Source organism: Arthrobacter rhizophilus (genome assembly GCF_026241105.1).
Taxonomy (GTDB): Bacteria; Actinomycetota; Actinomycetes; order Actinomycetales; family Micrococcaceae; genus Arthrobacter.
Genome location: NZ_JAPFFT010000032.1, coordinates 25236 through 38247, shown reverse-complemented (window position 1 = coordinate 38247; position 13012 = coordinate 25236). Strand labels below are relative to the sequence as shown.

Annotated in this window: 11 protein-coding genes; 4 read left to right on the top strand and 7 right to left on the bottom strand. The window is 63.8% G+C overall.

Annotation, left to right across the window (positions count from 1 at the left end):
* The 6 genes from OOZ51_RS19360 to OOZ51_RS19335 form a co-directional block, all read right to left on the bottom strand.
* Positions 1 to 1794 (bottom strand): N,N-dimethylformamidase beta subunit family domain-containing protein (locus OOZ51_RS19360; RefSeq protein WP_323054814.1); only part of this gene is annotated, 1794 nt, incomplete at its 3' end.
* 238 nt (positions 1795 to 2032) lie between these two features.
* Entirely contained in the window at positions 2033 to 3241 is a 1209-nt protein-coding gene (gene lhgO / locus OOZ51_RS19355) for an L-2-hydroxyglutarate oxidase (protein WP_265981394.1), read from the bottom strand.
* Entirely contained in the window at positions 3238 to 3831 is a 594-nt protein-coding gene (locus tag OOZ51_RS19350) for an N-acetyltransferase (protein WP_265981393.1), read from the bottom strand. The genes lhgO and OOZ51_RS19350 overlap by 4 nt, the downstream gene beginning before the upstream one ends.
* 185 nt (positions 3832 to 4016) lie before the next feature.
* Positions 4017 to 5954 carry a multicopper oxidase family protein gene (locus OOZ51_RS19345; RefSeq protein ID WP_265981392.1) on the bottom strand — a complete coding sequence of 646 codons (1938 nt, stop codon included), beginning with the start codon at positions 5952 to 5954 and terminating at the stop codon, positions 4017 to 4019.
* A gap of 19 nt (positions 5955 to 5973) precedes the next feature.
* Complete coding sequence (locus tag OOZ51_RS19340; RefSeq protein WP_265981391.1) at positions 5974 to 6432, bottom strand: DUF6220 domain-containing protein; 459 nt, start codon at positions 6430 to 6432, stop codon at positions 5974 to 5976.
* 98 nt (positions 6433 to 6530) lie between these two features.
* Positions 6531 to 6908 (bottom strand): cupin domain-containing protein, encoded by a 378-nt coding sequence (locus OOZ51_RS19335; protein WP_265981390.1) that lies wholly within the window; start codon positions 6906 to 6908, stop codon positions 6531 to 6533.
* A gap of 256 nt (positions 6909 to 7164) precedes the next feature.
* Here OOZ51_RS19335 and OOZ51_RS19330 point away from each other — a divergent pair, with 256 nt between their 5' ends.
* Positions 7165 to 8322, top strand: a complete 1158-nt coding sequence (locus OOZ51_RS19330) for a class I SAM-dependent methyltransferase (RefSeq protein WP_265981389.1) — start codon at positions 7165 to 7167, stop codon at positions 8320 to 8322.
* A gap of 31 nt (positions 8323 to 8353) precedes the next feature.
* Here the strand turns inward: OOZ51_RS19330 and OOZ51_RS19325 are convergent, their stop codons facing one another.
* The gene (locus OOZ51_RS19325) at positions 8354 to 9244 is read right to left on the bottom strand and encodes an aminoglycoside phosphotransferase family protein (RefSeq protein ID WP_265981388.1); all 891 of its coding nucleotides are present in this window, start codon (positions 9242 to 9244) and stop codon (positions 8354 to 8356) included.
* Between the two features lie 129 nt (positions 9245 to 9373).
* Between OOZ51_RS19325 and OOZ51_RS19320 the strand changes: the two genes are divergently transcribed.
* The 3 genes from OOZ51_RS19320 to OOZ51_RS19310 all read left to right on the top strand — a co-directional run bounded on the left by OOZ51_RS19320 (position 9374) and on the right by OOZ51_RS19310 (position 12988).
* Positions 9374 to 10627, top strand: coding sequence for an ROK family protein (locus OOZ51_RS19320; protein ID WP_265981387.1), 1254 nt, complete (start codon positions 9374 to 9376; stop codon positions 10625 to 10627).
* Positions 10628 to 10732: 105 nt separating this feature from the next.
* Positions 10733 to 12088, top strand: a complete 1356-nt coding sequence (locus OOZ51_RS19315; protein WP_265981386.1) for an extracellular solute-binding protein — start codon at positions 10733 to 10735, stop codon at positions 12086 to 12088.
* A 3-nt stretch (positions 12089 to 12091) separates the two neighbouring features.
* Positions 12092 to 12988: a carbohydrate ABC transporter permease gene (locus tag OOZ51_RS19310; protein WP_265981385.1), complete on the top strand. Its 897-nt coding sequence runs from the start codon at positions 12092 to 12094 to the stop codon at positions 12986 to 12988.
* Positions 12989 to 13012 lie beyond the last annotated feature (24 nt).

Here is a 13012-nt window from a genome sequence, read left to right as displayed (position 1 = left end):
GCTGGTGCCGCCGTCGGTGGAAACCTCGACGCCGGCCACCACCCCGCCGACGTCGGTAGCCGTGCCGCTGATGGTGACGATGGTTCCGTCTGCGATGTTCGCGCCGAAGGATGGTGCAGCAATGGTGGACGTCGGCGGAGTGACGTCCGTGGATCCGGTGGCGGCCGTTAGTCCGGAAATGATTGTTGTCGGCTGGGATCCCATATCTGCGAAGAGGTTGACAGTGGCCTGCTGCATGTTCTTGTCCACCGGTAGGCCAGTGGTGAAATCATCCAGCCCCGACGACCACTGGACCGTTCCGGCACCAAAGACGAGCGCTCCACTCGGTGCCTTGTACATTGTGAGGTTATGGGTGGCCGTTTTTCCCTGGGCGGTCAGCGAACCGTAATCCGTGAACACTTCCGCAGACGTGTTCGTGGTTGCCGACAACTTGAAGAGACCGGCGGGTCGGAAGCCGTTATCGGCGTCAGTATCCCATTCGTAACCGAGCGTGCCGAGGCCCGCACCGAGAGTCACGGTAGATCCGGCGGCCATCGTGGCAACGCTCGTGTTTCTCCACAGCCGGAGACTCCTGTACTGCGAGGGAACCGTGATGTCGGTGGTTCCTGAATTGACGGCGAAGAACTGGCCTGTCAACGAGTTTTCCGGGTTTCCTCCACCACCGGAGGTCCCAAAGCGGGGGTCCCGATAGGTGCCCGTCCAGGAGACCGGGTCCGTTGGGGCGTTGAAATGCGTGTCCTTGTAGGCCACCAGGGTTCGGCCGGGTGTGCTGGGTCCCGCGACGCTCGGCTCCCAGCGTGTCTTCCAGAAGACCTCGTTGCCGCTGAAGAACGCAAGGTTCACCCCGGCGTCCCGGGCGGCTTCGACATTGGCGCGTTGGTCGCCAGACCAGTACTCGTCATGCCCCACGGACATGAATGTCTTGTGGTTGAGCAGCAGGGAACCCTTAGTCGCGACATCATTGCCGCTCATGTAGCTCATGTCGTACCCGTTGGCTTCCATGAACCGGATCATCGGGTACTCGGCGTACATCAGCCAGCTTCGGCCCTGGTCGTCCTCGGCGGAACTAAATGGCCTGTTGTAGGAGACCTTGAAGGCTGCCTTATACGCCTGCGGACTGCCGGGTGGGCAAGCGACGGTACATGAATAGAGACTGTTGCCGCCGTAGGTGTTGTATGCCTGCCACGCCTCATCCGAGGTCTGGAACAGCATCTCTGAATGTGCGGAGTCGTTCCGGACCACGAACGGGATGATGCTCGCGCCGTTCGTGTCATTACGAACGAGCCTTGCGATGTAGACACCGGAGACCGCAGTGGACGGCACTGCCCAGGAAGCCGACACGCTCCAGTTTCCGCAGTCGATGAGTCCCGTATCGGAGTATGTGTTGCAGGCTGGCTGGGTTTGCGGCAGTGCAGCGGAGGGGAGCAGGTTCGAGGCAACTTTGCGGGCACCCAAGCCTTGGTAGTAACCAAGCCGATATACATCGATGTGGTAGGACGACGCGGGCGTCAGAATCTTGAACGCGATCGACTCGCCTATATTGACGCTCATCGATGTGCCGTAACCCTGGATCGTGTCGTCTCCGGCCCCGAAGACCTGCCATTCCGAATCGGGGTTCCCGGCAAGTGTGTTTTCGCAAGCAACCGGGTTGGTGACGGGTATGGAGCATGGATTTGGGGCTGCGACGGCGGGAACTGCTGCCATCTGCAACGGAAGGATCGTAGCGATCATGGCCAGAATGGTCGGTAGGACCGAGCGGCGCACAGCCAACAGGAAAGTTCGGTTGTAGCTCATGTCGCGACCCGCTTCTATCCAAGTTTCTTCAGGGCACTGAATGACCGAAGCATATGGAGCCAGCCGGGAGCGTGGCACGAGTGCCGGTACCCGTTTTTTTGGGCGCTGCACGTCGGGGACGGCGGTCGGTTACCTGTTTTTTGGCTTCGGACACGCGGAAATGCCAGCGGATGTCGGAGCGAACCCTGGGGGTCAGTGAGTAAATGGCCGCGCGTTTGGGCCCGTCAGCCTCGCCGCATCACGAGAGTTTGGCGCGTCCCATTGCTTCGGCCACGATGTGCTCGGCAATGGCCATCGACGAGGTTGCCCCCGGCGAGGGTGCGTTCCGTACGTGGAGTACGCGGTTGCTGCCGGTGATCACAAAATCGTCGACGAGGCCGCCGTCGGAGGTCATTGCTTGCGCCCGGATTCCGCGGGGGCCGCGCGTGACATCGCCCGGCAGGATGTCCGGGACGTACTTCTGTGCTTCCCTCACGAAGGCGCGGGTGTTAATCACAGTGCGAGCCTCCCGGGCGGCGGCGGGCAGGTTGCGGGCAGCGAACCGCCAGAATCCGGGGAACCCCAGTACCGAGCGGAGGTCGTCGGGGGAGAGTTGGGTGCGCCGATAGGCTTCCCGGCCGCCGGCCAGGAAAGCGTTGGGGCCTACCAGGATGGCGCCGTCGATGCGTTTGGTCAGGTGGACGCCGAGGAAGGGATATCGCGGGTCCGGCACGGGATAAATCAGGCCTTTGACCAAGGAACGTTTCTCGGGCCGGAGCAGAAAGTAGTCGCCGAAAAACGGCACAATACGGGGGTCGGCGGGGTCTCCGGCGGCGTGGGCCAGCCGATCGGACTGCAGGCCCGCGCAGGTGATAACGACGTCGAAGGCTTCGGTGCCGCGGGAGGACTGCACCCGCACCTCGTGGCCGCGGTCTTCCACACCGGTCACAGGCAGTCCCAGCACGATGTTCCCGCCTGCGGCACGTACGTCCTGGGCCAGCGCATCGGTGATGGCACCGTAATCGACGATTGCGGTTCGCGGCGAATGCAGGGCGGCCAGGCCGCGGGCATGCGGCTCGACGATGGCGAGTTCGTCCGCATCGATCATGCGGACGTCCGGGACGCCATTGGCCATGGCCCGTCCGTGTATGGTCTTGAGCCGGTCAAGTTCGCCGGCATTGTGCGCGACGACTACTTTGCCGCACTCCTCGTAGCCGAGGTTCTTTTCTACCGTGAACTGCCGGAGCAGGTCCACGCCGCGGCGACAGAGCCTCGCCTTCAGGCTCCCTGGCTCGTAATAGAGCCCAGCGTGGACCACGCCGCTGTTGTGGCCGGTCTGGTGCCCGGCGAGCCCGTTCTCCTTCTCGAATACCGTCACGTCCACGTTGTCGAGGCTCCGGGTGAGCTGGCGCGCCACGGCGATGCCGATGATTCCGCCCCCGACGACGGCGGCCCGGACCTTGCTCATACAGTTCGCGCTTCTTTCAGGGAGTCTCCGTCCTTGATGTAGCGCTCCCCGGTCTCGGGGCACACCAATTCATCGCCGTCGGGCCGAAGAGGATGCCCGGATTTGCCGACCCAGCCGATTTGCTTGGCGGGAACTCCCGCAACCAACGCGAAGGCCGGGACGTCCCGGACGACCACCGCGCCTGCGGCAACCGTTGCCCACCTGCCGATTGTTATGGGCGCAATGCACACCGCGCGGGCTCCTATTGCCGCCCCGTCTTCCACGACCACGCCCACGGCTGTCCAGTCGTCGGCGGACTTTAGGGTGCCGTCGGGGCTCACGGCCCGAGGGTACGTGTCGTTGGTGAGCACGGCTGCTGGCCCGATGAAGACTCCGGCGCCGAGCCGGGCGGGTTCATAGACCAACGCGTAGTTTTGAAGTTTGGAATTGGGTCCTATTTCGACGCCAGGCCCCACATAGGCCCCTCGGCCAATGTTGCAGTTGTCGCCAAGGCGGGCATCTTCCCTAACCTGGGCCAGATGCCAGATTCTTGTGCCCTGGCCAATGAGCGCATGCTCTGAGACATCGGCGGTTGGTTCAACGAAAGCCATGGAACCACGTCCTCTAGTTGTCGGGGAAACGACGACCGCGTATCCCGTTCGGCATGAAACCGTTTGTCCGAGGCGTGGCCTGCCACGATTGTAGATGCGTTTCGCATTTGGCAGCAGGCCGGGGAGTAAATCCGCGCTAAGCGCTGCCGGCTTCGTGGCGGCCGGCATCCCCTTGCACAGTTTCTTCATTCCGGACGGTTCTGTGAAGCCCCATTGTGGTTGAAGGGCGACGAGATGCCGTCGTAGGCAAGGTGGAACATCATTCCGTCCCTGGCATGGGCGAGGTTGTGGCAGTGGTCCATCCAGATGCCGGGATTGTCCGCGGTGAGCAGCATTGTCCACATTTGTCCAGGGCGCACCTCCATGCTGTCCATGCGGAGATCCGTGCTGACCGGACGCCCGTCGATCGATAGCACGCGCACGTGGTGCCCATGCGGGTGCATGGGGTGGACGTCGTCGCTGCGGTTCACCACCGTGACGAGCACGCGATCGCCGTCCTGGACCACGAGGGGCGGGATGTTGGGATACACCGCACCGTTGACGGTGAACGCGAAGCGGGGCACCCCGTCGACAAAGCGGATCAGGTGGTCGAGAACATACGTAACCGACACATCGGCGGTGGGGGCCGGGAGCGCTGCGGGCACACCGTAGGTGGCGAGATCCAACTCGGGGCCCGGCACGAAGCGCGGTGCAGGTCCCGGAGGCACAGGGGAGGCCGACGGCGTCGCCCGTGGAACGAGCGAGAGCCCACCGGTGCGCCCGCCCTCGAGGGCAAGCTGGACCGGCTGATCGGGCATGGTGAACTCGACGTCGTAGCGTCCGCCGGCGGCGAGCGGCAAAACCGTCCCGGTCATTTCCCCTGCGGCCGGGCCGTCGCCTAAGGCAAGGTCGCCGCCGTCGATCGCAGTGATCCTGAACGCGACCCCGGACAGACTGAATCGCTGGGTGAGCTGGTCCGTGTTGATGATCCGTAGCCTCACGCGTGATCCGGGGGTTTTCTGTTCCGTCCAGACCGCAGCGTGCCCGCCGAAGAGCGTGGAGCCGGCGAGAGTGTGCACGGGTACCGTGATGTCCTGGATATCCGGGGCGGGGCTGCCTGGAGGGTCGACGACGAGCGCTCCATAGAGGCCCTTCGGCTCGTCGGCGGATGCGTTTTGGTGGGTGTGGTACCAATACGTTCCGGCTTGCGCGGCCGGGAACTCGTAGATGAAGCTCTGACCCGGCATGACGGCGTCCTGGGTGACACCCGGGACGCCGTCCATCGCGTTGGGCACGTCGTAGCCGTGCCAGTGGAGTGTCACGCCGTCGGGCACGTTGTCGTTCAGGAGTGTCACCCGCACGGTCTCGCCCTGGCTGGCCCGCAGTTCAGGTCCCGGCAGCGAGCCGAACGTGAGCGCGTCGGCGTTTGTGCCGTCGTCGAGCGTGACGCGTTCGCTGCGCGCATGAAGGGTGTACTCGCGCACCGGTCCAAGCGGTGCGGGGGCCCGCAGCGTGTCCACGCTACGGGCGGTCTCCGCAACGGGGCTTGTGCCGGCGTGGTGACCCATGGCGCGGAACGACGACGGCGGCGAGGCCCGGCTGTCCATCCATGAAACCGCGAGGGCTCCCACGAGCACAACCACTCCCAAGGAACCGGCGGCGATCGTCCCCCGGTTCCGCCAGCCATGCCTGGCCCCGAGGGTCCCGGACGCAGTTCCGAGGACTGCGAGCACGGCCAGGACAGCCAGAGGCAGCCAGCCCGCCGGGGTGCCGAGCGTGACGACGGACAGGAGTCCCGCCGTCGTGAGCGCCGCTGCCGTCGTCAGCAGGGGGAGGACGACGGCGCTTGCCCGCCTCGTGAGTGTAAGTGCTACGGCGCCGATCGCCGCGCCGGGCACAGTGAAGGCGAGGCATCCGAGAAGCCGGTCGCCGACGAGCTCTGGCCGTCCCGTGAGGAGAACCGCCATTCGGCCGGCGGCGAGCACCAACCCGACTAACGCACCCGCCGTGACCGCCCACGCGGGAAGCCAGGCGGGGGCCGCCGGCCGCGCCCCTACGAACCACGCGGCGAGCCCGCTGATCCACGACGCCGCGCACAACGCGGCAAGGATCAAGTCGATCCCAAGGACGGCCGACGCCGGCATTTCCGCAGTTGTCCCGCGGTCAGGACGACGCCGGGAGGGACTCCTGCGCCCGGGTTTTCGCTACGCTCCCGCTTCGGTCCAGGCGCCGCGCCCGGAGGAAGAGCCAATAGGTCGAGAAGATGATCAACAGCCCGCTGACGGCGTGTATGGAGACTGTCCAAGCGCCAGGCAGGTTTGGATTCTCTTGGCTCGCGCCGGTCAGGATACCTCCCAGAATGAAGACAAGGAGTTGAACCCAGGTCAAGAGGAAGATGCCGACCGTGAGCCAGATGGTCGACTTCCCCGACTTGGCAAGGGCTGCAAAGAGAATAGCCAAGAGCGCGAGGGACCGCATGACGATCTGTCCGTTGAGCATGTGCGGCGTGAACGATTGGTCTCCGAGGAGCTTCTCGCTGAAGGTTCCGAATCCGGCGAGGTACAGCTGGACGATAGTGTCGAGGAATAAGAGCGAGCTGACGACGAGTAGGGCCTTGCGCATGGGGACTCCTTGATGGCTGGGTGCGGGTGTGCTGCTGCCGGTGTCCCGGGCTAAGGTTCCGGGACACCGGCAGGCGGGTTTTAAAGGAGGTAGGGCTGCTACTCGGTCTTGACTCCATATTCTGCGGCGCTGACAAACTCGATGGCCGAGTAGGTCTCGTCGCCTACGACCCAGGCGTTGTGTCCTGGCGGGATGGTGTAGGAATCTCCTTTGGAAATGCTGATCTTCTTGCCGTCCTCCGTCTCGACTTCCAGGGAGCCGGCAATGCAGTACCCCACGTGGTTGAGCTGGCAGGAATCGGTTTGGACCACCGGTTTGATGCAATCCGCCCAACTCCACCCTGGCTCGAAGCTGAGGCGGCCGATGGTGTAGTCACCAACAGTGACGTTTTCCACCAAGGTTTTGTCCGGACGGCGGGTTTCATCAGGGGAATTGTGCGACTTTACTTGAAGCTGCGTGACGAGGTTGACAGTCATGGTCTGCTCACAAGGGGAGTGGGAGCCTGATTTTCTAGGTCCGCGACGTGGCTCGCTCTCCGCAACGGACCCTGCTGTGTCTGAGCTGCTTGCGGCGCGTGCCGTGCCCTTCAGCAGCGGACAGACGGTCGGTTACCTGCAATCTCTACCATCCTCCGCAGCCCCCGTGTTGTCGAGACTTTCAGCGGGGGATAGATTGCTGGAGGCCGCCGGACATTCCAGCAAGCCGAGAATCGAAAGAAGGCTCGAGTTCAGCGTGACCCCAACGGACCCTAACGACACTCGCGCAGTGGACCTTAATGCGCTGTTTGGCGGTCTGCGCCGGTTCCCCGACGTCGAGGCCGAGAACCTGCAAGCGCACGACGCCACCGATCATCTTCTCCTTGAGACCGCGGCAGGGTACGTGCGTGGCCCGAAGGCCCGCGTTGCGGTTATCGGCGACCGCTATGGAGCCTTGACCCTGGGCGCTTTGGCGGCCCTCGGCGTCGAGCACGTCCGTGTGACTCAAGACCTTTACGTGAGCAGGCTCGCACTCCAACGGAACGCCGAGGCGTCAGGACTGTCCGGCCGCTTCGAACAGTTCGAGTTGGGAGCCGGACTGCTCGACGACGCCGAACTGGTGATTATGCAGTTGCCCAAAGCGCTCGCGGAACTGGAGGAGATAGCCGACGCCGTAGCGCGCTTTGCAGCGCCGGGCGCAGTCCTGCTGGCCGGTGGACGCGTCAAGCACATGTCCGTGGGCATGAACGCCGTCCTGGAGCGCAGCTTTGAGTTCGTCCAGCCACAGCTCGCGCAGCGGAAGTCGCGTGTCCTGCTTGCCGGCAGCCCCAAGCTCCCGGCGGGTGCGCCACCCTTCCCCGTCTCGGAACAGAACACCGAGCTAGGGATTACGGTGTGTGCCCACGGTGCTGCGTTCTCGGGTACGAAGCTGGACATCGGCACCCGATTCCTTTTGGGCTTCCTGGACAGGATTCCCGATGCGCGCCACGCGGTGGACCTCGGCTGCGGAACAGGAATCCTCGCCACGATGTACGCACGTAACCGGCCTAACTCCCGCGTTACCGGGACAGACCAATCGGCCGCAGCCGTCGCGTCCACGCGGGCCACCGCGGCGGCCAATGGGTTGGGAGACCGAGTCACCGTAGTTCAGGACGACGCCATGTCCGCCTTCGAACCAGGCAGTGCAGACCTCATCTTGCTCAACCCTCCGTTCCACCTTGGTGCCAGCGTCCATGCCGGCGCGGCCACGAAGATGTTTGAGGCAGCAGCACGGGTCCTGGCTTCCGGCGGTGAACTCTGGACTGTCTACAACAGCCACTTGCAGTACCGCCCGGGGCTGGAACGGCTGATTGGTCCCACCACTGAAATAGGCAGGAACCCGAAATTCACCGTGACACGCAGTGTTAAGCGTTAGGCGTCGGCGGGGTTTGGTGAGCACGGTTCGGTCAGTGTGGCTCAGACAGCAACTGGTCCAGCGCGAAGTGCCCGATCCCCGACATCTGCGGGTTGTCATCCGAAAAATTGAGCATGGCCGTCGCGAACAAGACAGCCCAGCCCCGGGCCCGATTCCACGTGCCCGCATCAACTGCGGGTGCGAAGGCCGCCATGAAACGGTGCCGCGCACCGGCGTCGAACATCAACCAGGCGACGGCGAGATCAGCCGCCGGGTCTCCGGCCCCGAGGTCGCCAAAGTCGAGGACAGCCGCGAGCTGCCCGCCTGGGCGCAGGAGGACGTTCGCGGGGTGAAGATCTCCGTGCAGCCACAGGCTGGGCCCGTTCCACGGCGGTACCAGGCAGGCTTCGGACCAAAGCTCCCGCAAGCGCGGGGCTTCCGGATAGCGGCCGGAATCATTGAGCCGGTCCAGTACCGCGCCTGACCTCGTCCCGAGGGGAACCCCGCGGAAGGGGTTGACTGGGGCGTCCGGTGCTGCGGGCACGTGTATGGCGATGAGGAACGCGGCCATGTCCTCGGCCGCCGCATTCCGGGTTGCCTGGGGCACAAGCGCCGCGGAGACTCCTTCCAACCAAGGGGTCACGCTCCAGTGCCATGGATAATCGGCGGATGGACGTCCTGAATGGATAGGGCGGGGGAGGGGAACGGGGGAACGCCGTGCATACACCGGGAGGTACTGCTGTTCATGGAGTACCAACAGTGCTGCCGCCTCGCGTCGGGGCAAGCGGACGGCCCAGTCCTTGCCGAGACGGTAGATCACGTTGTCCCAACCGTTGGCCGCTAGCTCCAACGGAAGGTGAGAGAAAGCGGGCAGCTGCTCCTCGAGCAAGCTCCGCACGAGTCCCGCGGTGATGTCCAGCTCGGCCTGCGGCATGAGTGCCATGTCCCGGGGCCTCCTGTCTGCAATATCCGCGTCCGTTCCACCCGACAAGCGTGTGGGCATACCGGGACACGCACACGTGCCGTACGATGCAAATGCAATAGCATTATTCGAATGATTTTAGGGGAATCCGTGACTGAGATCCGCCAGCCGACTCCGAGGCGCGGAACCAATCTGCCACGCATGGGGGACTTCAACCTGACCGTCATTCTCGACGCAATCAGGCGCTCATCGGGCGGACTGAGCCGCGTGGAACTGGCCCAGATCGTTGGACTTTCACCGCAGACAATCTCGAACATCTCCCGCCGCTTGCTGGATCAACGGCTCATTGTCGAGGCAGGCAAGGAAGGCAGCGGTCCAGGCAAACCGCGCACCATCTTGCGCCTGAACCCCGCCGGAATGTATGCGCTTGGCGTCCACCTTGATCCTGCAGTCATTACGTCCGTGGTCCTGGACCTGGTGGGCGACGTTGTGAAGCATTCCCGGATTCCTACTCCTGCCGGCGGCAATCCGCAGCGCGTCATCGCCGCCATCGCGGAGGAAATCAAGGCGCTGATCGAAGACTCCGGTGTTGATCAGGGAAAGATCGCGGGACTTGGTGTCGCGGCGCCGGGACCCATAGACCTCGATGAAGGCACCGTAGTGGACCCGCCCCTGATGGTGGGGTGGGACCGGGTGCACTTGAGGGACGCCCTCGCCGAAGCCACGGGGCTGGAGACCCTCGTGGACAAGGACGTGACTAGCGCGGCCGTCGCGGAAACGTGGGCCGGCGGGGCGAGTGGCACGGGCAGTTTTGTCTTCATGTACATGGGTACCGGCATCGGCTGCGGGATCGTCCTGAACGACGAAGTGGTCCGCGGAACATCAGGGAACGCCGGTGAAATCGGCCATATCATTGTCGACCCGGACGGCCCTCCATGTGACTGCGGTCTGCGGGGGTGCGTCAAGTCCTCTTGCATCCCGCAGGTCCTCGTGGCCGAGGCCGAAGAGCAGGGCGTACTGGACGGTGGCCGTAAGGGTACAGAGGGGCCCGAAGTTCAGGAAGGCTTTGCCAGGCTCTGCGATGCCGCGGATTCAGGCGACGAACGCGCAATCGCCATTATCGACAAGTCGGCGGTGCTGGTTGCCCGGGCCGTCGCGGTGGTGACCAACACCCTCGACGTCGAACGCGTCGTCTTTGGAGGCCCTTTCTGGGGCCGCATGTCCGAGCGATATCTGGATCGAATTCCTGCCCTTCTAGCCGCCAACAGCGCCGCGAACAGTATTCACGGCATTGAAGTTGTCGGGACCGGGGTGGGCGAAGACGTCGGGGCCATCGGGGCGGCCTGCCTGGTACTGGAACACACCCTTGCGCCGCGCGCACAGCGGCTCCTGTTGGAAGGCTGAAGCCTTTCACTGCCCTGCGTCGCAGGGCAGTCTTTGTTAATATCGGCAACAGGCTGGGCCAGCTGAAGTGTGGGGGCTGCAGCCGCTTGAAAAGATCGGAGCGTCATGCGTCGCCCAGCCCGGATCGGAGCAGCACTGCTCGGCGTAGTGGGCCTTTTGGCCTCGGCCGCCTGTTCCACCCAACCGCAAGCTAACGAAAAACAGACCATCAAGATCGTCTATCAAAGGACGGACTCGTTCACCGCCCTGGACAAGGTCTTCAAAGACGCCAAACAGGAATTCGAAGCCGCCAACTCAGGCGTCACTGTGGACCTGCAGCCTATCCAAGCCAACGACGACGACTACGGCACCAAGCTCGCGCTGGCCCAGCGGTCTCCGGACACAGCACCGGACGTCTTCTACGAGGACACCTTCAAAGTCCGTTCGGACGTCGACGCCGGATACCTGATGAAGCTCGACTCGCAACTGGCCAACTGGGACGAATGGTCCAAATTCAATGAGAGCGCCAAGGCCGCGGGACGCGGTGACGACGGCAGTGTCTATGCCGTCCCGCTCGGCACCGACACCAGGGCCATCTGGTACAACAAGACAGTCCTCCAGAAGGCCGGCATACCGTTGCCCTGGCAGCCGAAAACCTGGGATGACATCCTGGCTGCGGCCCGCAAAATGAAGGCCGCGGATCCGAGCGTGATTCCCTTCAGCATGTACGCCGGAAAAGGCACCGGTGAGGGGACGGTCATGCAGAGCTTCTACGAACTGCTTTATGGAACGGGAAGCTCGCTGTATTCGGAAAGCGACAAGAAATGGGTGGTGGGATCCAAGGGATTCACCGATTCGCTCCAGTTCCTGAAGACCCTCTACGATGAGAGGCTTTCCGTGACCCCGGCGGACGCCCTCGATTCGAATGTGTGGAAGAAGGTCTTTGGACAGTGGCTGCCGCAGGGCAAAATGGGCGCCACCGTGGAAGGCTCCTACGCGCCGTCGTTCTGGCAAAAAGGCGGTTCCTACGAGTGGGCCGGCTATGCGCAGGATATGGGAGTAGCCAAGTTCCCCACCCAGTTTGGACAGGATCCCGGTGGCGTGAGCATGTCCGGTGGATGGACGCTCGCCGTTGGCGCGAAGACCAAGAGCCCGGGCTTGGCTTTCAAGTTCCTGGCCACTGCCGTGAACAAGAAGAACGCGCTGGCCTTCGACGTCAACAATTCCCAGATTGCCGTCCGCGCCGATGTCGCTTCGGATCCCGGCTACCAAGCGGCCAACCCGTTTGTGAAGGACGTTTCCGATCTTGTGGGTGTGACGCACTATCGCCCGGCGACCGCTGACTACCCGAAGATTTCCCTCGCAGTCCAGCAGGCCACCGAGGCGGTTATCACCGGAAAACAGGGCCCAGCGGAGGCGGCAGCTGAATACGACGCTTCGGTCAAGAAACTGGTCGGCGACGCCAAGGTCATGCAGAAATGACGCATGCCAGTCCCTGATTCCCTACATCGCGGCTCTCTGCGTCGCAGGTTCCGCTTGCTGCCGGTAGTGCCGTCAATCCTGCTGCTGGTCCTGTTCATGCTGGCACCCGTGGCGTGGTCCTTCTACGCCTCCTTCACCAACGCCGCGTTGTCCGGCAAGGCCGCCTTGAACCCTCAATGGATCGGCCTGGACAACTACGCGCGGATGCTGACGGATTCCGTGTTCCCGCTCTCTGCCTGGCTGACCGTGGTTTTCGTGGCTGTGTCCGCGATCCTCGGACAGAACGTCCTGGGCCTGGTCATCGCCCTGCTGATGACCAAATCCGGGGGTGCCACGGCGTCGCTCGTGGGCACCGCCGTGATCGCCTCGTGGGTGTTGCCGGAGATCGTTGCTGCCTTCGCGGCGTATGCATACTTCAGCCAGGACGGCACGCTCAACCAGCTCTTGGGAATGCTCGGCGTTTACGGCGCCAACTGGCTGTATGCCTTCCCCATGGCCGCCGTCATCCTGGCCAATGTCTGGCGGGGCACCGCGTTTTCCATGCTGGTCTACCGGGCGGCGCTCGCCCAGGTCCCGCGCGACATTTCCGAAGCCGCCCTCATGGACGGCGCCCGGGGGTGGCAGCGGCTCGCCTTCATCACCCTGCCGATCATCCGCGGGAGCATCGCCACCAATCTCATGCTTGTCACCCTCCAGACGCTCGCAGTCTTCACCCTCATCTGGGTGATGACGGCTGGTGGCCCCTCCAACGCGAGTACCACCTTGCCGGTGCTCGCGTACCAGGAAGCCTTCAAGCTCGGAGATATCGGCTACGGCACCGCGATCGCTTCCGTGTTGATCCTGATCGGCATGGTCTTCGGAACGGTGTACGTCAGGCTCCTCCGCAGGGCGAACTCGTGACGTCCCTGCGCCGGGAGCCGCGAT

What these genes read in the sequence shown, in the direction of transcription:
- OOZ51_RS19310 (WP_265981385.1), top strand. Translation starts at nt 12,092, where the DNA reads ATGCCAGTCCCTGATTCCCTACATCGCGGCTCTCTGCGTCGCAGGTTC.
- OOZ51_RS19315 (WP_265981386.1), top strand. Translation starts at nt 10,733, where the DNA reads ATGCGTCGCCCAGCCCGGATCGGAGCAGCACTGCTCGGCGTAGTGGGC.
- OOZ51_RS19350 (WP_265981393.1), bottom strand. Translation starts at nt 3,831, where the DNA reads ATGGCTTTCGTTGAACCAACCGCCGATGTCTCAGAGCATGCGCTCATT.
- OOZ51_RS19325 (WP_265981388.1), bottom strand. Translation starts at nt 9,244, where the DNA reads ATGGCACTCATGCCGCAGGCCGAGCTGGACATCACCGCGGGACTCGTG.
- OOZ51_RS19335 (WP_265981390.1), bottom strand. Translation starts at nt 6,908, where the DNA reads ATGACTGTCAACCTCGTCACGCAGCTTCAAGTAAAGTCGCACAATTCC.
- OOZ51_RS19345 (WP_265981392.1), bottom strand. Translation starts at nt 5,954, where the DNA reads ATGCCGGCGTCGGCCGTCCTTGGGATCGACTTGATCCTTGCCGCGTTG.
- lhgO (WP_265981394.1), bottom strand. Translation starts at nt 3,241, where the DNA reads ATGAGCAAGGTCCGGGCCGCCGTCGTCGGGGGCGGAATCATCGGCATC.
- OOZ51_RS19340 (WP_265981391.1), bottom strand. Translation starts at nt 6,432, where the DNA reads ATGCGCAAGGCCCTACTCGTCGTCAGCTCGCTCTTATTCCTCGACACT.